Source organism: Paraburkholderia sp. A1RI-2L, assembly GCF_048957375.1.
GTDB lineage: Bacteria > Pseudomonadota > Gammaproteobacteria > Burkholderiales > Burkholderiaceae > Paraburkholderia.
Window position 1 is genome coordinate 825,814 of sequence record NZ_JARBTA010000003.1, and the last position, 19,172, is coordinate 844,985.

Annotated in this window: 13 protein-coding genes; 6 read left to right on the top strand and 7 right to left on the bottom strand. The window is 62.3% G+C overall.

All coding sequences use genetic code 11. The features are described from left to right. Nucleotides 1-70 precede the first annotated feature (70 nt). The gene (locus tag PWP93_RS26965; RefSeq protein ID WP_421046740.1) at nt 71-388 is read right to left on the bottom strand and encodes a helix-turn-helix domain-containing protein; all 318 of its coding nucleotides are present in this window, start codon (nt 386-388) and stop codon (nt 71-73) included. Between the two features lie 85 nt (nt 389-473). Between PWP93_RS26965 and PWP93_RS26970 the strand changes: the two genes are divergently transcribed. Further along, complete coding sequence (locus PWP93_RS26970; protein ID WP_421046741.1) at nt 474-2,201, top strand: recombinase family protein; 1,728 nt, start codon at nt 474-476, stop codon at nt 2,199-2,201. 3 nt (nt 2,202-2,204) lie between these two features. Here the strand turns inward: PWP93_RS26970 and PWP93_RS26975 are convergent, their stop codons facing one another. From PWP93_RS26975 to PWP93_RS27000, 6 genes are all read right to left on the bottom strand, one after another. After that, nucleotides 2,205-2,489, bottom strand: coding sequence for a hypothetical protein (locus tag PWP93_RS26975; protein ID WP_421046742.1), 285 nt, complete (start codon nt 2,487-2,489; stop codon nt 2,205-2,207). Between the two features lie 195 nt (nt 2,490-2,684). After that, nucleotides 2,685-3,431: a hypothetical protein gene (locus PWP93_RS26980; protein ID WP_421046743.1), complete on the bottom strand. Its 747-nt coding sequence runs from the start codon at nt 3,429-3,431 to the stop codon at nt 2,685-2,687. Between the two features lie 8 nt (nt 3,432-3,439). Next, nucleotides 3,440-4,348 (bottom strand): AAA family ATPase, encoded by a 909-nt coding sequence (locus PWP93_RS26985; protein WP_421046744.1) that lies wholly within the window; start codon nt 4,346-4,348, stop codon nt 3,440-3,442. Next, nucleotides 4,341-4,772: a hypothetical protein gene (locus PWP93_RS26990; protein WP_421046745.1), complete on the bottom strand. Its 432-nt coding sequence runs from the start codon at nt 4,770-4,772 to the stop codon at nt 4,341-4,343. Before PWP93_RS26990 ends, PWP93_RS26985 begins: the two co-directional genes overlap by 8 nt. A 10-nt stretch (nt 4,773-4,782) precedes the next feature. Next, the gene (locus tag PWP93_RS26995) at nt 4,783-5,040 is read right to left on the bottom strand and encodes a helix-turn-helix transcriptional regulator (RefSeq protein ID WP_421046746.1); all 258 of its coding nucleotides are present in this window, start codon (nt 5,038-5,040) and stop codon (nt 4,783-4,785) included. A gap of 221 nt (nt 5,041-5,261) precedes the next feature. Then, nucleotides 5,262-5,798: a hypothetical protein gene (locus tag PWP93_RS27000; RefSeq protein ID WP_421046747.1), complete on the bottom strand. Its 537-nt coding sequence runs from the start codon at nt 5,796-5,798 to the stop codon at nt 5,262-5,264. Between the two features lie 206 nt (nt 5,799-6,004). Here PWP93_RS27000 and PWP93_RS27005 point away from each other — a divergent pair, with 206 nt between their 5' ends. The 5 genes from PWP93_RS27005 to PWP93_RS27025 all read left to right on the top strand — a co-directional run bounded on the left by PWP93_RS27005 (nt 6,005) and on the right by PWP93_RS27025 (nt 19,132). Next, on the top strand, nt 6,005-6,805 hold the full coding sequence (locus tag PWP93_RS27005) for a hypothetical protein (protein ID WP_421046748.1): 801 nt from the start codon (nt 6,005-6,007) through the stop codon (nt 6,803-6,805). Nucleotides 6,806-6,843: 38 nt separating this feature from the next. Continuing rightward, entirely contained in the window at nt 6,844-7,053 is a 210-nt protein-coding gene (locus tag PWP93_RS27010) for a hypothetical protein (protein WP_421046749.1), read from the top strand. 279 nt (nt 7,054-7,332) lie between these two features. Further along, on the top strand, nt 7,333-7,932 hold the full coding sequence (locus PWP93_RS27015; RefSeq protein WP_421046750.1) for a ParB N-terminal domain-containing protein: 600 nt from the start codon (nt 7,333-7,335) through the stop codon (nt 7,930-7,932). Between the two features lie 620 nt (nt 7,933-8,552). After that, complete coding sequence (locus PWP93_RS27020; RefSeq protein ID WP_421046751.1) at nt 8,553-18,866, top strand: hemagglutinin repeat-containing protein; 10,314 nt, start codon at nt 8,553-8,555, stop codon at nt 18,864-18,866. Beyond that, nucleotides 18,863-19,132 carry a hypothetical protein gene (locus PWP93_RS27025; protein WP_421046752.1) on the top strand — a complete coding sequence of 90 codons (270 nt, stop codon included), beginning with the start codon at nt 18,863-18,865 and terminating at the stop codon, nt 19,130-19,132. Before PWP93_RS27020 ends, PWP93_RS27025 begins: the two co-directional genes overlap by 4 nt. Nucleotides 19,133-19,172 lie beyond the last annotated feature (40 nt).

A 19,172-nucleotide genomic window follows, 5' to 3' on the forward strand; every position in this document is an offset into this window, starting at 1 on the left:
CCTGAATAACCGGGTATGCGTTGCGGGCCGGAATCGAAGCGCGAAGCGCGGAGATTCTGGCCCGCTTGCTTTATACGAGTGAGATCCGCAGGATCTTTCCGCATGCCGCTGCGTACTTGCGCAGCGTCGCCAGCGACGGCGAATGCTTTTCGCTCGCGAGGGACGACTCGAGACGGGATACCGCCGATGTCGTCGTACCCATGCGCTCGGCAACCTGCGCCTGCATAAGACCCGCCTCCTTGCGGGCCGTGAGCAGCGCGTCAAGCGCCGTGAATTCTTTTGCCAATGCCTCGTACGCAGCCTTGAACCCGGGGTCGCGCATCATCCGGTCAGTGTCGGCTTTTGTGTGCGGTACAGGGTTGTATTTATCTTCGAGTTCGCGCTGCACCCTCGCCTTAGCCAATTCAGCAGCGAGTGTAGCCAATGAAACTGAATATATACTGAATTCTCACCTTTCATCGAGGTCTGGATTCGTGAAAAAACCCCTTAAAACAGCCTCCAATTCATCCAGCGCGCCATCGCGCCTGTTCATCTACGGCCGCTTTTCCAGCGCCAAGCAGGCCAGGGGCGACAGCTTCGCGCGCCAGATGGACTACGCGCGTCGCTGGGCTGTTGAACACGACCATGTGATTGACGAGTCACTGACCATGTTTGACCACGGCCTGAGCGCCTACAAGGGCGACCACGTCAAGAAAGGCGCGCTGGGTGCGTTTCTCGTCGCCATTCGCGAGAAGAAGCTCGTTCGCCCAGGAGACGTGCTGCTGGTCGAATCACTCGACCGACTGAGCCGCGCCGAGCCTATCGACGCGCAGCGCCAGTTCGCCGAAATCATCGACTCGGGCGTCGCCATCGTTACCGCTGATACCGGGCAGATCTACAGCCGTGAACGCCTCAAGCACGATTCCTCCCCGCTGTTCGTCGCGTTGGCGATCATGATCCGTGCGCACGAAGAAAGCGCATCAAAGGGTCGACGCATTCGCGATGCGCTCCGGCGCCAGTGTGAAGGATGGGTTGGCGGTACGTGGCGCGGCAAGCTCAATATCAACACCGATCCCACCTGGCTGCGCTACAACGCCGAACGCCGCGTCTTTGAGTTCGACCCACAGCAGGCCGAAAGCCTGCGGACACTCATCGACCTGTATCGCGAAGGGTATGGCCCCCTGCGGGCGATTGCCCTCATGCACGAACGCGGCGTACCGATTCCGGCAGGCATCTCTGACGCTTACCGCCTGCATGTCGTGATGAAAAACCGCGCACTGGTCGGCGAAAAGGTCGTAACCGTCGAAGGCAACGAGGAGGCCGGAATCGATACGCAGACCTTTGTGCTGCGCGGCTACTATCCGCCGCTCATGAGTGAAGCGGAGTTTGCCTCGCTCCAGTACGTCATGAGCCAGCGCGGACGCCGCGCGGGAAAGTCGGACATCGTCGGCATCATGACCGGCCTGGGGATTACCTTCTGCGCGCATTGCGGCTTTGCAATGGCCGGCCAGAATACGCTGTCGCGCGCGCGGAAGGAACCTGGACGCGTCGGACAGGTAAGCGACGGGAGCCGTCGGATATTGTGCAGTGGGCTTCTGAAAATGCAATCGCGCTGCCAGGTCAAAACGTGTTCAATTGCGATGATCGAACGCGGGCTGATGAACTATTGCGCCGATCAGATGAATCTCGCCGCCCTGTTCGCCGACAGTAACGAGAAGTGCCTGCACTTGCGCGAGTCACTCGCTTTCGCCCATCAGGCCGTTATCGATACCCAGACGCAGATCGACAAGTTCATGGCCGCTGCCGCGTCGGACGATGACGAAACACCTGAATCGATGATGCAGTTCATCCGCAAGCTCGACAGTCGCCTGCGCGCCGAAAAGCTCAAGGTAACTGGGTACGAGCACGAAATCGAAGCGCTGAGCCACCAGTCTCAACCGGCGGCGGCGCAGGCATGGGCGGAATTGCGTGAAGGCGTCGACAGTCTCGATATCGAAGCGCGGACCAAGGCTCGACAGCTTGTCGCGAATACATTCAAGCGCATCGAAGTCAGTCTGCTCGACCCGGCCTGGGTGGGCATGAAGCTCGTTTCGAAACGGGATGTCACGCGCATTCTCTGGATCAACCGCAAGACCGGCGAACTGATGGATCAGGTCACGGTGGAAGATACGACACCCCACGAGGCAAAAAAGACGCTGAACCGTCTCAAGCGCGCCGCCTGAGGACTACACCCTGTCCTTCCCTTGGAACAGCCCTGACGGTGAGGACCACACCGTCAGGGTATGCTCGTCAGCCAGCAGGCTGCGATAGGCCATAACTGCCACCGTCCAGATTTCAGACACAAGCTCCGGTCCGCTCTCGATCACCCGGCCCGTCTCGTCGACCACAGCAAGAGTCGCGGTCCGTCCATCCACCGTCGTTACGGCAAGCCCTTCCCACCCGCTCGCGCTGATGACCGCATGATGCAGCCTGGCGCCGTCAATCGCTTGGGTATCCGAGGTATCGGCCATGATGAACCTCCTCTGAAAATCTGCATCGGCTTTTCTGCAAGCTCGCGCCTGACGTTCTGTCCACCCGGCAAGAATCCGACCATCGCGCACGACACAGGCGGCAGTGAGCACGCCCGGCGCACTACCTTGCGCATATCTGCACGCGCGGCATCGCCGGGCTCCGGTCTATTTGTGGACAGGTCGCAAAATGGGAATTCATGCCCTGCCCCCTCGCAACATGCGCTGCCAGTCGGCCATGAACGAATCCTTTGATTCGCGTTCGGCGGCCTGAATGTTCAGCGCGTGTTTCCACGCGCCAAGGTCGAGGCAATCGGTGATGCAAGCCCGCACGCGCTCGCGCAGATCGTTCGGGTTCATGGCGTCGAGTTCCCAGCAACGCGAGCCGTAGCGGCGCACAAACCACTCGTGCCGCGCGTCGCCGCGCTTCGTGTCAGCCGGGAAATACGGCAGGCCGCCAACATCCTCGCGGATCAGCGCCACGCGGCGCAGATCGTAAGCGTCCGGGTCAGCGCCATAGCGGGCGAGCCGTTCGGGCAGATCGGCTTCGCTCATGTAGAGCCCGGACGGGTCGTAATCGCCCACATAGAACAGGATCGACGGCACGGCGCTTTCGTTGATCGCGCGGGCCATATCGTTTAACGCCGTCGCCGATCCGAAGCCGTGCATAACCCGGAACGCCGCGCCAAAGTGATCGAGCACGGGCGCAAGCACGCCCCGAACGGTGCCTTTTTCGCTGATAACTTCGACGCGGCAGGGTTGATCGAGCCAGCAATTGCGGCGGTACTGGCGCACGACCTGTTCGATGAATACCTCGCCGTCGCTCCATTGGGCGGCCTGCTCGATCTCGCGGGTTTCGTCCACGATCCAGTGCCACGGAATCACGCCGCTTTCACGTGCGCGAGCGAGCAGGCGTGAAACCTTGCCGGCTTCGTTCTTTCCCATGTCGACAATCAGGCCGCGCGTGAATAGCTGCTTTCCAGCACGCCGACCACGGGCACCGTGCGGGGCTTGCCCCATTCGTCGGTACCCAGCTCCACAGAATCGAAGCGGGCGGCCAGCGTGATGCCTTTCGTGCCGAGGCTTCGTTGCTTGTTCACGCGGACGCGGTAAACGTCACTTCCTTCGTCGTGTTCGCACGAAATTTCGGCTTCGGCGTTTGAGTAAATGACGCTTGATCCGCGCCCGTGTTTTGATTCGCTGCGGCCCGTGTGATGAACCACAAACACGGCGGCATCGGTTGATTCTGCGATGTTCGTGAGGTTGCGCGAGACAATCCCCATGTCGCGAGTCGAATTCTCGTCAGCGTCGCCGCACGAGCGCGCGAGCGTATCTACCACGATCAGCGCCACGGGCAGGCCACAGCGCGCCGCGAATTCCTTCGCGCACGCCACCACGCGCGCGGCGTCTTTGAGCATGTCGCCGGTTTCGCCGCCGTACAGGTCGATGGGTTCGCGCACGATGGCGAGCGGCAGGCGCTCAGGGTTGGCGAGCAGGTTTTTTGCGCCCTGCACGCGCATGGCGACATTCGCCCACGATTCGGACGCGATATAGACCACGGCGCCGCGCCGCGTGCGCTTGCCCAGAAACACCCCGCCGCGTGCCACGCACAGCGAAAGATGAACGGCGAAAGTCGTTTTGCCGGAATGGCTCGGCCCGTGAAAATCAATCACATCGCACCTGCAGATCAGGTCTTCGACTACCTGCGGCGGGCCTTTCATGTCGGCGTCGATATCGTCGGCGAACAGAACGCGCAGTGGCGCTGGCGTGGGTTTGCTGTCGTGCCCGTTCGCCTTCACCGTGGCCATTTTCTTCGGCGCCGGTTCGGCGGGCGGTTTGTCGAGATATGAGGCGCTAGTCATGGGTCGCGCCCTCTGCCACGCTCACGCGCGACACTGCGAGGCGCACGCGCTCAAACTCGGTCGGCGTGATCGAGCCGCGACGCACTACGGCGCCCAGCACGATCAGCACTTCGAGCAGTTCGAGATTGACGGCGGCCAGCGCCTGCGCCGGATGGAAGCGGCGCCCTTTCTTCACGGGGCACGCGATGTGAACGCCTTCAACGCGCGGCGGGAAAAGGTCGGCCAGGTCAAGCCCGAGCGCGGCGGCGATGTCGCCGGCGCCGCAACCGCTATGAAAGCAATGGAGCAGTACGACGCCGTCTGCTGTTTCGGCCACGGCCAGCACGTCGCGGCGCGAGTCGCAGACGGGACAACGCGCACGCCAACGGCCCGGACCGCACACGCGTGCGCCTTCGAGCTTGTCGAGCAGCACATCGGCGGACATGACGGCCCCTTCAGGCTGCGGACGTACCCGCCTCCGTGCGGCCGCGCTGTGAGGCGCGCGGCGTCTTCGTTTCGTCCGCTGCCAGCGCGCTGGCGATGCGTTCATTGATCCAGCGTTCGATTTCGGACTCGCGCCACGCGACGCGCGCGCCCACGCCAAGCGGCACGGGCTTGGGGAACTGGCCGAGTTGAATCAGGCGATAGAGCGTGCTCTGGCCCAGGTCGCCCACGTACGGACGGACCTGTGCGAGGGATAGAAGGCGTTCCATAGGATTCTCCGGGTTCCCCACACAGGACTGCGGGGCTTCCCGGGAATCTATGCCGAAAGGAGCCGGGTGTTAACGTAGCTGGAGAGGCGCCGGAATTACCTTGACAGGTTCAAGATTTTGGAGGCTCCTTTGACAGGAGATATTTGATCCGTTCCTTCCTGCTCATCCGGGCCATTCTCTCCTTTTCCTCCCGCGCCGTCCTTTCTTCCCGAGCCTCATCCTTAAACTGGTCGTACGCCTTGGCGATTGCGGAGTCCCTCAGAATTGAACTCACCTGATTCGGCCACGCTCCATATTGCCGCTTCGCGTGTCTCGCCTAGAGCGATGCGTTCATCGACGCGCGCGGCTATCAGCGAGTCGCGCTCCTCCCGCTTGAACCGCTCATCTTCCGCGCGTGTCGTGCTCGCGAACGGAACCGGCACCGATCCATCATTGTTCTTATTGCCCAGTTGAAGGTGGGCGGCCACAATAGCGCTTGCTGCTGACTCGCCTGCCAGTATCGGGACGGTCCAACCGCCTGCGCCGTCGAAACTCATCGGGTTCGACGCCATGAAAAGTTCAACAGCAAGTCGAAACGCCTCAGGATAGCGATCGGGATCACATGCCACCGCAAGCCAGGCATCAGACCGTTCGATCTCGCCCAGCGCCTCATCGAGCTCTGCTGCGATTGAAGCCCGTTCCAGCTGGTTTTCTTCAATGGCCGCTTTCAGGGTAATCGGGGCTTCGTACTCGTCCATCCCGTCATCGTGATCGTCCATTTCGTGCGCTCCGGTGGGAAAGCTAACCGGCATTATGGCGCATCAGCGCACACCCGGTAGCGCCTGTGGATTCCCACGAGTTCTAGCTTCCGGTGCGCCCTACAGAAGCAGGTAGACCACAGCATGCGTCATGACATAGAGTTGTACTTATTATTCGCAACCGGTCCGTACGACGAACGTCCTCGCAATGACGAAAGGAGTGTGAGATGGAAGACCAGGGAAGCGGTTATTCCGGTGTGGCAAAAATCGAATCCTTCGACCGGTTGCGCGATCTGATGGCGCGCAGGGAGCGCATGATCGACTCCATCCGTGCACTGCCGGCGCAGATCGAACAGGCACGCACGGATGCGCTGGCGCTGCGCGAGCAGTTGACGCAGGCCGATATCGCCTTCGAGGCTTCGTCGGACGCGGCACTGGCAGACAACGCGAGTGCGCACAAGGCGAAGACCGATGCGCTCATGGACGCGGTACTGCGCGCGGAGGCGACCGAACGCCGTCTGCGTGAGCGCCAGATCGCGATGGAACCGGCTATCGGGGAGCTTGACGACGAAATCATCACTGAAATCGGCATCGTCCGCTCGGACGCCGACAGCCTGCTCGAATCGATGATGCTGGCCATGGAGCCGGAAGTCGAATGCCTGGCCGGTGCATTGCGTCCGCTTCTTGCGAAAATCGCGGTGATCCGCGCGGTGTATCCGGGCAGCCATAGCGCCCGCTATCTTCGCGATGCCTATCTGCCGTCGGCGAACGGGGGCACCGAGTTTGATCCAGTCTCGCGCGAGTATCGCGCGGCCAACCGCCTGAAGCTCAATGACGATCAACTCGGAAGTGCGCGCGCCGAACTCGGCCCGCAGCTACAACCTTTGATCGATGTGCTGAAACTCGCGGGCAGTTTCTCGCGCTACTCACGCCTGACCTTGCAATTGGGGAACACGGGCAAGAAAGGTATCGCTGTTTCGTTCAGCGGCGGCTCTCCGGTTCCACCGCATGAGGTGATGCAGCGCTAGTGGCTGCGCTGCCCGATTGTCCCTGAAGGAGGATTGCCATGAAGCAGCGTACATTTGTCATCGGACGCGGCTACGTCGATATCGCATCACCCGAGGCCATCATCAAAGACTGGGACCGTGCGTTCGCGGCGGTACGTGGGGAACGCGTGGCCGAAAAACCGCGCGCAAAGTCTAAAACGCCATCTGCGGATGTGTCGTGGGATTCAGCATTTGCACGAGTCCAGTCGCCCCGCACGGGCAGCCGGTAAAGCCCGGATGATTGCGCCATATCCCTGGCGCCGTTCGTGCTTTCCCCGCCCAACACGCCACCGGCGATGATAGAAGCAGGCCTCCATCCATAAAGGGACGTCAACGTCCACAGTGTTCGTCAAATCAACCGGGCTGCACATCGTGAGGCCATACGCACCGCGATGCAGGCAAACCCCGCCGAGACGAAAACCTCCATCGCAAAGCGCCTGCATGTGTCACGCGACACGGTAATCAAGGCCCGCCGCGAGCTGGCCTCTACCTCGCCACAAGGCCAACCCATGACGACCGCCGAAGTCGATGTGTTTTCGCTGCCTGTGCACCCGTGGGCGGCAATGTTCCCGATGCGCGGCGATGACGATCTCAATGCGATGGCTGAGAGCATCAAGGCCAACGGTTTGCGCATGCCAGTGGTGCTCGGCATGTTGCGTGAGGAAGGCAGTGAGCCGACCCTGTGTGTCGTGGACGGCCGCAATCGTATCGCAGCCTGCAAGCTCGCAGGTGTGAAGCCGCACACCATCACGCTCAACGGTGAAGATCAGGATGCCTTCATTGCCGATGCCAACCTTGAGCGCCGTGACCTGACCAAAGGGCAAAAAGCCATGCTTATCGCGATGCGCTTTGGTGAAGAGCGCAGGGGCGGTCGTGGCAAGACTGCATCGACTAACTACGCAGAATCTTCGCAGTTGTCAGTGCGCAGAGTGCAGCAGGCCCGTGCTGTACGCGATAACTGCCCGGAGATGGTTCCTCAGGTCATTGAAGGTGCGCTCGGTCTCGATGAGGCCTATACCGAAGCACAGCGCCGTCGTGCTGCACAGCAGACCAACGAGGCACGCTTCGACGTGCTACGCAAGTCGGACCCTGATCTAGCCGTCAGGTAAGCGAGGAAAAGTTCAAGCTCGCGGAAGCCGAAGCGGCGGCGCTCACGCGCGCGAGACGCGGCAACGTCGCTGGCGGGCTGCCGTGCGGCTACGTGCGACACTTAATGCGACGCTGGCATCGGCGCAGCGGGCCGCTGAGCCCCCCTGCCACGTACTTGCGGGAGCCTCCCACCCCCTGGGGGCGAAAGGTACTTTGACAGCACTACAAACCAACGGGCAATTGCACACCCCGTTTTGTCTCCAGCTACAGGATGGAACAGGTCTTTGCACTTTGCAGTGAGGCTTTGTGCGGCCGCCAGAGCGCAGGCAACTACGCACGAGTGCAAACCCATTTTCACGCTTGCAAACCCCTTTGCACGCGGAAATCCATTTTGAAACCAGCATGCCTTGGAAACGTACAAGTTCCCGGCCACCCATCCAATCCAGTCAAACATGACGATCCGCACTGCACGGGCTCTTTCTTGCCCATCCAGGCTACATGATTCCAGGTGCGCCTTCGATCAGACGAGTCCGATTTGCAGCAATCTGTTGTTTCTGACGCCTTGTCGCATCGCGAAATAAATTGAGAATCGCTATTTTACGGGTCGTTTACAAATAAATAAGCATAACGACCTGTCAGCATGAACAAAAAGCTGCACCGTCTCGTATTCAGCAAGACCCGGGGAATGCTCGTTGCGGTTGAAGAAACCGCAACGTCTGCCGGCAAGGAAACCGGCCAGACGCGCGCACGCGTGGGACACGCCGAGGTCCGTCGCCCGCTGTTTACGCTACGCCAGATTGCATTCGCCGCGCTTGCCCTGCTGGGTGCGATGCCGGTGCTTTCCCATGCGCAGATCGTCGGCGGCGGCACGCACGCGCCTAATGTCATCCAGACGCAGAACGGCCTCGATCAGGTGAACATCAACCGGCCAAGCGGGGCCGGCGTCTCGGTCAACACCTATAACCAGTTCGACGTACAACAGCGCGGCGCAATCCTGAACAACTCGCCGACGATGGTCCAGTCGCAGTTGGGCGGCATGATTAACGGCAACCCGAACTTCGCGGCAGGTCAGTCCGCACGGGTCATCGTCAACCAGATCAACAGCGCGAGCGCATCGCAATTGAACGGTGCGCTCGAAGTCGCGGGCCAACGCGCGAATGTAATTCTTGCGAATCCGTCTGGGATTTCCGTCAACGGCGGAACGTTCATCAATACGAGTCGGGCTACGCTTACGACCGGCACGCCCAACTACGCCCCGGACGGCTCGGTGTCCGGCTTCAACGTCCGGGGCGGCAACATCACGGTCAGCGGTGCGGGCCTGAATGTCGCGAACGTGGATCAGGTGGACCTGCTCGCGCGCGCCGTGCAAGCCAACGCGGCGATCTACGCGAAGACCCTGAACGTCGTGACGGGCGCGAACAGCGTCGACTACACCACGCTCAACGCCACGCCCATCGCGGGCGACGGCCCCGCTCCGGGTGTCTCCATCGACGTGTCGCAGCTTGGCGGTATGTATAGCGGGAAGATCACACTCGTCGGAACGGAGGCTGGTGTTGGTATCTCCCTGAAAGGCATCGCCGCGGCACAGTCGGGCGACCTGGTGCTCACCACACAGGGCAAACTCGTGCTTGCGGGCCAGACGAACGCGAGCGGCAATATCGTCGCGAACGCGCGCGATGGGATCGACAATACCGGCACCACCTACGCGCAGCAGAGCGTGAGCCTGAGTACGGGCGGCACGTTCTCCAACAGCGCCACGCTTGCCGCGCAGCAGAACACGGGCATCAATGCGGGCAGCGTCTCGTCGACCGGTACGCTTGCGGCGGGCGTGAACGGCGACGGCTCACTGGCGCAGTCCGGCGACCTGAACGTGAACGCGTCCGGTGGCGTCACGGCGACCGGCCGCAATGTGGCAGGAGGCAATGCGAGTGTGAGCGGTGCGGCGCTCAATCTTGCGGGCAGCACCAACTCCGCCAAAGGCGCGCTCGTCCTTGCTGCGAACGGCGGCGACCTGAACCTGTCGGGCGCGACCACGACGGCAGGCGGCACGCTCGACGCACGCGCGGCGGGCACGCTCACGAACGATAGCGGCGCGCTGTCTTCGGGCGGTGCGCAGACCATCACGGCCGGCGCACTCTCGAACCGCAACGGGCAGATCGTCTCGAACGGCACGCTGTCTGAAACCATCGTGGGCACCGCGAATAACCAGGGCGGCACCATGCAGTCCTCGGGCGCGTTCAGCGCTTCGACGGGCGCATTCGACAACGCGGCGGGCCAGGTGACTTCGCTCAGCGCGGACGGCCTGAGTCTCACGACGGCCAGCCTGCTGAACAACGGCTCGGGCGGCAGTATCGGCGGCAACGGGAGCGTCGCGCTGCAAGGCGGTCAGATCGCCAACGCCGGATCGATTACGGCGGTGCAGACACTGATTGCGCGCGCAGTGCAGACGCTTTTCAACAGCGGCACGTTCGCGGCCAATGGTGCGCTCACGCTTGCAGCCGGAACCACGCTGTCCAACACGAACCAGCTTTCGTCGGCGGGCGCACTTGGCCTTTCCGCTGCGACGTTCGACAACAGCGGCGGCACCGCGAGCGCCGGCCAGATCGCGCTGCACGCAACGAATCTGGTGAACCACGCCGGCCGTATTACGCAGACCGGAACCGGCGCGACAACGCTCGACGTTTCGGGCACGCTCGACAACTCGGCGGGCGGTACGCTCCAGACCAACAGCACGGACCTGACGCTTGCACCGGGCACACTCGACAACGACGGTGGCACGATTACGCACGCCGGTAACGGCAGGCTGTCGATCAATGCGGGCAATGGCGCGAGTGCGCTGTCCAACGCCGGGGGCACGATTGCCAGCAACGGACAGGTCGCCCTCCAGGGCGGCACGCTGAACAACGCAGCCGGTTCGGTCACGGCACAGAACGGCCTGACGGCAACGCTCGGCGGCGCGCTGAACAACACGAACGGCAAACTGCTCTCGAACACGGACCTGGGCCTGACGAGCGGCACGCTGAACAACAACGGCGGCCAGATCGGCGCGGGTTCGAACGCATCAATCCGGAGCGGAACGCTGACGAACAACGGCGGCTCTTTCGTTGCGCCGAACCTCACGGTCTCGACCAGCAGCACGCTCGACAACACGGGCGGCGACATCGAGGCGAACCAGCTCGCGCTGAACGCGGCGAACCTGCTGAACCACAGCGGCACGATCACGCAATATGGCGTGTCGCCGATGGGCTTCAACGTAAGCGGTCTATTCGACAATTCGAACGGCGGCACGCTCCAGACCAACAGCACAGACCTCACGCTTGCATCGGGCACGCTCGACAACGACGGCGGCACGATTTCGCACGCCGGTGACGGCAAGCTGTCGATCACTGCGGGCAATGGCGTGGGTACGTTGTCCAACGCCGGCGGCACAATTACCAGCAATGGACAGGTCGCCCTCCAGGGCAGCACGCTCAACAACGCAGCCGGTTCCCTCGCGGCACAGAATGGTCTGACGGCAACGCTCGGCGCGCTGAACAACACGGACGGCAAGCTGCTCTCGAACACGGACCTGGGCGTGACGAGCGGCACGCTGAACAACAACGGCGGCCAGATCGGTGCGGGTTCGAACGCATCAATCCATAGCGGAACACTGACGAACAACGGCGGTTCAATCGTCGGGCCGAACCTCACGGTCACGACCGACACCACGCTGGACAACACTGCGGGCGACATCGAGGCGAACCAGCTCGACCTGAAAGCGGCGAACCTCGTGAACCACGGTGGCGCGATTACGCAATATGGCGCGTTGCTGATGGGCTTCAACGTAAGCGGCCTGTTCGACAACTCGAACGGCGGCACGCTCCAGACCAACAGCACCGACCTGGCGCTTGCACCGGGTACGCTCGACAACGACGGTGGCACGATTTCGCACGCCGGTAACGGCAAGCTGTCGATCAATGCGGGCAATGGCGCGGGTGCGCTGTCGAACGTCGCAGGCACAATTGTCAGCAACGGGCAGGTCTCGGTTCAGGGCGATGCGCTCGACAACACGTCGGGTTCGATCATCGGCCAGAACGGTCTGACGGCAACATTCGGTGGTGCGCTGAACAACACAGACGGCAAGCTGCTCTCGAACACCGGTCTGAGCCTTGCGAGCGGCACGCTGAACAACAACAGCGGCCAGATCGGTGCAGGTTCGAACGCATCAATCCATAGCGCGTCGCTGACGAACAACGGCGGCTCTTTCGTTGCGCCGAACCTCACGGTCTCGACCAGCAGCACGCTCGACAACACGGGCGGCGACATCGAGGCGAACCAGCTCGCGCTGAACGCGGCGAACCTGCTGAACCACAGCGGCACGATCACGCAATATGGCGTGTCGCCGATGGGCTTCAACGTAAGCGGTCTGTTCGACAATTCGAACGGCGGCACGCTCCAGACCAACAGCACAGACCTGACGCTTGCATCGGGCACGCTCGACAACGACGGCGGCACGATTCTCAGTGCCGGTACGGGCACGCTGACCATCGCACCCGGTTATGGTGCTGGCCTCTTCTCTAACATCGGCGGCCGGATCATTGCGGCGGGCCAGATTGCCGTGCAGGCGGCCAGCCTGAACAACCTGTATGGCGTGCTCGCGGCACAAGGCAATATCGCGGCGAATATCGCGGGAGACCTGAACAACACGCAAGGCTCGGTTCGCTCGCTTTCGTCGCTGTCGCTCACGAGCGGCGGCACGTTGACGAACACGAACGGGCAGATCCAGTCCGGCACTGGCGTGGCAGGCGACGCAAGCACGCTCGCGATTCAGGCCGCAGCGGTCGACAACACGAACGGTCTCGTGAGTGACCTGGGCACGGGCGACGCGACCGTGCAAGGCGACAGCCAGACGGTCAACAGCGGCGGCGTGATAACGGGTAACGGCAATGTTGCCGTCAACACTTCGGCGCTCCTGAATACGCAGAACGGGCAATTAAGCGGCGCGAACGTCACGGTGCGGGGCGACACCGTCGACAACAGCGGCGGCCAGATTGGCACCTTCGCCGGGTCCGGTTCGGGATCGACCGGCGATGTCTCGATTACGACAACCAGCACGGTCACGAACACGAACGGCCAGATCGGCGCGACACATGACCTGTCCGTAACGGCGGCGGCGCTCACGGGCGGCGGCAGCTATAGCGCCGCCAATGATGTTGCAATCAGCGTTCAGGGTGACTTCACCCCGACACCGGAAGTCCAGTTCGCCGCCGGTCATGACCTCGCCTTTACCCTGCCGGGCACATTCTCCAACGACGCGTTGCTGGAGGCCGCAAACAACCTGAAGATCAATGCGGGCGATGTCCAGAACACCGGCACGATGATGGCGGGCGGTACGCTCGCGACGCACTCGAACACGCTGGAGAACACGGGCGTCATCGTGGGCGGTAGTGTCTCGCTCAACGCGACGCAAACCCTCTCGAACCTTGGACCGACCGCACTGATTGGCGCGACCGACAGCAACGGCACGCTCGAACTGCTGTCGAACGACATCGAAAACCGCGACGACACCACAGCGACCGACACCCAGGCGACCACGGCGATTTACGGTCTCGGCAAGGTGGTCCTGGCGGGCGGAAAAAACGCGGACGGCAGCTACACGAACGCGGGCCTGATCCGCAACCAGTCGGCGCTGATCGAGTCGGCGGGTGATATGGAACTTCACGCCAGCCAGGTGACGAACACCCGCACGACGATGACGACGACCGGCTTCAATCAGCCCGTCGATCCGGCGCTGATGGAGCAGCTAGGCGTGAGCATGTCGGGCTGCACCGCTTCGGTCATGGCCGCCTGCGACGCCAGTCACCCCTTTGTCGGCTGGACTACGGGTGATGCCAGTCTCATCGGCGGGATGCCGGTTGTTCCTCCGCACGGTGGCCAGTGGAACAGCGGCTGGCAGTACACGACCTATACCGGTGTGGCGGTCGCGAACCTGATCGCGGGTATCAGCCCGCAGGCGCAGATTATCGCGGGCGGCAATCTGGACACATCGAACGTGGGCCTGTTCCAGAACGACTGGAGCGCGGTCGCGGCGGTGGGCAATATCGCCGCGCCCATGACGCTCGACCAGAATAGCTGGCGGGGGCAGACGGCGCCGGGTGTGCAGGTCACGTACTCGGGCTACTACCACTACACGAACTACGACCACAGCATTGCGGACTGGACCCTGCCATTTGGCAATGCGCCGTTCGTCGGCTCCAATCCGGGCGGCTACACGCAGGCCGCACCCGCCGATATCCGCAACTACGCGCTGCCCTCTTACGAATCGAGCTTCGTGGCGGGCGGCACGCTCTCGGGCAACGGTATCAGCATCAATAACACGGCGGGTAATGCAGGCATTCCTTCGCTCGGTCTTGCGCCCGGTCAGGCCATGTCCGGCGTGAGTATCAGCGGCTTGAGCGGCAACGCGAGCGGCACGAACGCCGGGGGCGCGTCGACAGTCTCGGGCAACGCAGGCGGAACGAGTGCCGGAGGCGCGTCGACAGTCGCGGGCAATGCGGGCGGCACGACGAGCGGCACGACCACCGTTGCGGGTGGCGGCAGCGCGACCAGCCCGGTCATCGCGAGTGCAACCGCGCAGGCCGTGCTGCAAAATCTTTCGATTCCCCAGGGCGGGCTGTTCCGTCCGGTGACCACGCCGGGCGCGGGCTACCTCATCGAAACGAATCCGGCGTTCACGAACCAGAAGACGTTCATCTCCAGCGACTACTACCTGCAACAGCTCGGCCTGAATCCGCAGACCACCGAAAAGCGCCTGGGCGATGGCTTCTACGAGCAGCAGCTCGTGCGTAACCAGATTACGTCGCTCACCGGCAAGGCGGTACTCGGGCCCTACACGGACCTTCAGGGGATGTACGAATCCCTGCTTGCAGCGGGCGCGTCGCTGTCGAAGTCGCTCGATCTGCCGCTGGGCATGAGCCTGTCGCCTGAGCAGGTGGCGGCGCTCACGGGCAACGTCATCATCATGCAGACGGAGACCGTCAACGGGCAGTCCGTGCTCGTGCCGGTCGTCTATCTCGCGAAAGCCAGCCAGCAGAACATGAACGGGCCGCTCATCGCGGCAACCGACATCGACATCCAGAACGCACAGACCTTCACGAACAGCGGCACCGTGCAGGCGAGCAACACGATGTCGATCCAGGGCCAGCAGATCAACAACGCATTCGGCGCGCTGCAAAGTGGCGGACTGATGTCGCTGACGACGAAGGGTAACGTCGACCTGACCTCCGCAAAGGTGAACGCGGGCAGCCTCGCGTTGAACGCGGGCGGCGACGTTCTTCTCAACACCGCGGTCAAGACCGTGAACCAGGTCAGTGCTACGGGCGCTACGCGCACCACGTCTACGCTTGGGCCCATTGCAAGCGTCAACGTGGCGGGCGATGCAGTCGTCGTGACGGGCGGCAACTTCGAGCAGCACGCAGGCAACCTGAACGTGGGCGGCAACCTCGGCATGGCCGTGGGCGGCAACTACGACATCGGCACGGTGCAGACCGGCGAACACAAGGTGGTCGAGCGCGCGAACGGCGTGTCGAATACGGACATCAACCAGGTAACGGGCAGTTCGGTCAACGTCGGCGGCGTGTCGCAGATCGGCGTCGGCGGCGATCTGACCGCGACGGGCGCGAACATCAACCTGGGCGGTGGCGGCGTTGTTGCGGCGAATGGCAACGTGACCTTGCAGGCGGCGAAGGCCACCTCGACCATCGACAGCAACAGTTCGGGCAGCGACAGCCACGGCAGCTACTCGGAGTCATCGCACCGGTCCGACGACACGCTCACGGCAACCACGCTCAACGCCGGTAACTCGCTGACCGTGGCATCGGGCAAGGATATCAGCCTCACCGGCAGCGCGATCAGTCTCGACAAGGGCACCGCGACGCTCGCGGCGGCAGGCAACGTCAATATCGGTGCGGCCACGCAAACGCACGTCGACAATTCACAGGAACAACACAAGCACAGCAACGTCGTCAGCGGCAAGGAAGTGGCGAGTTCGAGCAACACCACCGCTACGCTTTCACAGGGCAGCATGGTTTCCGCAGACGCAGTGACCATCGCCAGCGGCAACGACATCAACGTGAAAGGCGGCACAATTGTCGGGACGAACGATGTCGCGCTCAATGCGGCGCACGACGTGAACATCACGACGACGCAGGACACCATGCAGTCGTCCAGCAGCTATCAGGAAAAGCGTACGGGCTTGGGCACGAGCGGGCTGACCGTCACGGTTGGCACGAACAAACTCGCAACGACCGATGAAGCATCGAGTGTCACGAACAACGCGAGCACCGTTGGTTCGCTGAACGGCGACCTGTCGATCCATGCCGGCAACACCCTGCATGTTACGGGCAGCGACCTTGTCGCGGGCGGGAATCTCGCGGGCACGGCGGCGAACGTCATCATCGATGCGGCAACCGATACCGCGCACCAGGCGCAGACACAGAAGACGAGCAGCAGCGGCCTGACGATTGGCCTGGCGGGTTCGGTGGGCGATGCAATCAACAACGCGTACTCGGAGAGTCAGGCGGCGAAGAATTCGACCAGCACGGGCAATGACCGCGCGGCTGCGCTGCACAGCATTGCTGCTGCGGGCGATGTTGCGCTCGCGGGTGCGGGAGTCGCGAATCCGGCTGGTGGTGGCAAACCTGACATCGGCATCAAGGTCAGTATCGGTTCGAGCAAGAGCGAAAGCCAGTCATCGGAAGACCAGGTCACGCAGCGGGGCTCAAACATTCAGGCGGGCGGTACGGCGGCATTCGTTGCGACCACCGGCGACGTGACCATCGCCGGCTCGAACGTGAGCGCCAATGATGTCGTTCTGGCGGCAAAGAATCAGGTCAACGTCATCAACACGACGGACACCGACTCGACGCGTAGTTCGAACAGTTCGAGCAGCGCGAGCATCGGCGTGCAGTACACGGCTGGGGGCGGCTTTGGCGTGTCGGCGGCGATGTCGAACGCACACGGCGACGCGAACAGCGACGCGTCGATCCAGAACGCATCGCATGTGAACGGCGCGAACAGCGTCACGGTGATATCGGGGGGAGACACGAACATCATCGGTTCGCAGGTGAATGGCAAGCAGATCGCGGCCGATGTGGGCGGCAACCTGAACATCACGAGCGTGCAAGACGTGACGAACAGCGCCGCGCACCAGAGCAGCACTGGCGGCGGATTCACGATCAGCCAGTACGGCGGTGCGAGCGCGAGCGTGACCGCGCAGAGAGGCCACGCAGACGGCGATTATGCGGGGGTGAGCGAGCAGGCCGGCATCAATGCGGGCGATGGCGGCTTTAACGTGAACGTCAAGGGGAACACGGACCTCAAGGGCGGCGTCATCAGCAGCGCGGCCGACGCTTCGCAGAACAGTCTCACGACCGGGACGCTTACGTTCAGCGATGTGGAGAACCACTCGCACTACTCGGCCAACAGCGCGGGTATCAGTGCAGGCGCAGGCGTCGGCAGCACCGGCAAGGCAGTGGGCCCCGGCTCGACGCCAGGTGGAGCGATACCGATGGCGCTGAACGAGAGCGGCGACCAGAGTGCGACCACACGCAGCGCGATTGGCGCGGGTACGATCAACATCACGAACGGCGCAAGCCAGGCGCAGGACATTGGCACACTCAGCCGCGACACGACGGACACGAACGGGACGGTCGCGAAAACGCCGGACGTGAATAACATCCTGAACCAGCAGGCGGACACGATGGCGGCCGCGCGGGCGGCGGGTCAGGTGGTGGCACAGGGCATTGCGGCCTATGCAGGAGGGAAGCAGGCCGAAGCGCAGAAGGCAGCGGATGCGGCGAAGCTCGCGGGCGACATGGACGCCTACGCGAAGTACCAGGCCGAGGCGAATTCGTGGGCCGAGGGTGGCCAGGCGCGCACGGAACTGCACATTGCGGGTGGAGCGCTGCTGGGTGGTCTTGGCGGGGGCAGTATCGGGACGGCGCTGCAGGGTGCGGCGGGCGCGGGTGTGGCATCCGCGTTCGCGGACAAGCTGAACGGCCTGGCCGGTGAGATCGGCAGTGCAACGGGTTCAACGACGCTGGGCAATGTGGCGTCGAACGTGCTGGCCGGAGTGGGCGGAGCGGCAGTGGGTGGTGGCATGGGCGGGTTCACGGCATCGAATGCTGACCTGTACAACAGGCAGTTGCATCCGGATGAAAAGAAGAAAATCGCTGATAAGGCGAACGGAGACGCGGCTGAAGAGAAGAAGCTGACACAGGCGGCGTGTTATGCGGTGAAGTGCTGGGCGGAATATGCGCCGGGCAGTGCCGAGTACAACGCAAATTACGTGAGCCAGCTTGAAGCCTCACAGCTTGTGCCGGAATTGCAGTGGGTGAACAACCAGAAGGAAGCCGGGCTGTTTAACTACACGCCGACGCAGAAGATTACGGACATGGTACAGAGCGATCCGCTGGGCACAGCGAAGGATGCGGCCAAGGTTGTTCTTGGTGGAGTGACGACGAAAACCGGAGTGGGACTCTGTACGTCGGGGCTTGGATGCGCGGCTGGTGTTCCAATGGCGGCATTCGGTGCAAGCGATATGGTCGAAGGTGCTGACGGACTGTACAACCGCTACAACGGCATTAGCTCGCCAGGTACGAATCCGTTGCGCAACGAGTTCAATCAGGCATTGCCTGATGGCTGGGGGAACGCTGTGTATGATGGTTTGAACCTTGCCACCGCAATTGGAGCTCTATACGCACCGGTTCCACTCAAGATGGGTGTTGCGGATGGACTGAACCGTCCCGGTTCAATGTTTGACGTGACAGTGCCGCGTATCAACAACAATTGGCTGATTCCATTTACCGGGCAGGCTGCACCTTATGGAATAAACCAAGGTATTCTGATATTCGGCGTAGGCTCGAAGGGGGCTGCGGTTATAAATGACATTCGCCATGCCGGAGACCAGAAGTGAACTGGAAACGCCTGTACGCAGCTAGCCAAATAGCCGGAGTTGTAGGAGGGGTATCAATCGGGGCTGCTGGCTTTTACGCGGTAATCGTGGTCGGCGTATGCAGAAGGCTGATTGGCTTGAGCGATAACATAGCTTTATTTGCTATCGGTCTCCCACTCTTTATTGTGTTATTGATCGTGTTCGTAAAATATCTACCTGCTCGGCTTCGCAAGGCAGGCATGTTGAGCGACGATCCCTCGAAATTCGGCCCCTGGTTCAAAAGCTGAACGAGGCTAAAACAATAAACCCAGCCTTCGAGCTGGGTTT